The sequence below is a fragment of the Microbulbifer harenosus genome (assembly GCF_005771435.1).
GTDB classification, from domain to species: Bacteria; Pseudomonadota; Gammaproteobacteria; order Pseudomonadales; family Cellvibrionaceae; genus Microbulbifer; species Microbulbifer harenosus.
Genome location: NZ_VANI01000046.1, coordinates 1 through 1,187, shown reverse-complemented (window position 1 = coordinate 1,187; position 1,187 = coordinate 1). Strand labels below are relative to the sequence as shown.

The 1,187-nt window shown below is 49.2% G+C and carries 2 protein-coding genes; both read left to right on the top strand.

Annotation, left to right across the window (positions count from 1 at the left end):
• Positions 1 to 132 precede the first annotated feature (132 nt).
• Positions 133 to 444 (top strand): cupin domain-containing protein, encoded by a 312-nt coding sequence (locus FDY93_RS19230; protein WP_138237378.1) that lies wholly within the window; start codon positions 133 to 135, stop codon positions 442 to 444.
• A gap of 161 nt (positions 445 to 605) precedes the next feature.
• Positions 606 to 956 carry a cupin domain-containing protein gene (locus FDY93_RS19225; RefSeq protein WP_138237377.1) on the top strand — a complete coding sequence of 117 codons (351 nt, stop codon included), beginning with the start codon at positions 606 to 608 and terminating at the stop codon, positions 954 to 956.
• The last annotated feature ends 231 nt before the right edge of the window (positions 957 to 1,187 follow it).

Here is a 1,187-nt window from a genome sequence, read left to right as displayed (position 1 = left end):
AGAGCCTTTGAGGGGCTTGAGCCGTATGCGAGGAAACCCGCACGTACGGTTCTTAGAGGGCCGGGAGTCGGTGACGGCTCCTGGCTACTCGGCACGCAATTGAGATCTACGAGCGTTGTAAGAATCTAAAAAATGGAAGTTGTAAAAAGTAGAAGTTTCACTGCTGAGCGGGCGTGGGGATCAAAACAAATTGCAAATATGCAAGGAATTACCACCAAGCTGCACTGGACCGATCAACCATATAAATGGCACATAAACGACGGAGAAGAAGTCTTCGTAGTTTTAGATGGTGTAGTAGACATGCACTATCGCGTAAATGGCGCAGAAGAAATTGCCGTACTAGAGGTTGGAGATATATTCTTTGCTTCTGTCGGTACGGAGCATGTAGCCCACCCAAGAGGTGAGGTGCGCGTGCTCGTAGTTGAGAGCGAGGGCAGCGTATAACAAGGCCGGGCAATTTGCTCCGGGCCTACGGCCCTCCGCGGGACAGCTTACCTTGGGCATGTTTTGCGCGGGTCGCTACGCTCCCATTATCGCGCAAAACATGCCCAAGGTAAGCTGCCCCTGCCGGCGGCGTTATGAATCATCAAGCTTCGTAGTAGAGAATGATTAGAAATTTTCTAAATTGTGAAAAAGAGATTGCCGAAAATAGCCATGATGGAATCGGCACAATAGAAATCCAAAAAGTGTTTCGCCGGAAAGACTTTAGCGGTGCATGGGATTTTGCGCTTCGGGTCGTAATGCCTCCAAATACATCTATGGGCCTGCATGAGCACGGTAATGATGAAGAAATGTACATTATCCTCAAAGGTAATGGCCTCATGACCATTGGAGATCAGGAGCATTCGGTTACAGAGGGAGATATGGTTCTAAATCGGCCTGGTGGTAAACACGGTCTGCTAAATAATGGCACTTGCAACATGGAGTTGCTCATTATTCAGGCAAGCAACAAGTGAAAATTCATAACAATCGCAGGCAGTTTGTTCCGGTCCTTCGGGCCTCCACGGGACGCCCAACGCTATGCACTTTTTGTGCGGGTCGCTGCGCTCCCAGTTTCGCACAAAAAGTGCATAGCATTGGTCGCCCCTGCTGCGGGCGTTAGGGCTCCAAAGCTATGAGTATCGTGCCCATAACTGAGAAAGATTGGCAGGATCTGAAAAATATTCGATTGGAGTCACTTCGCGATT

Bases quoted from the DNA above. Each gene is read 5' to 3' on its own strand.
- FDY93_RS19230 (WP_138237378.1), top strand. From the start codon at position 133: ATGGAAGTTGTAAAAAGTAGAAGTTTCACTGCTGAGCGGGCGTGGGGA.
- FDY93_RS19225 (WP_138237377.1), top strand. From the start codon at position 606: ATGATTAGAAATTTTCTAAATTGTGAAAAAGAGATTGCCGAAAATAGC.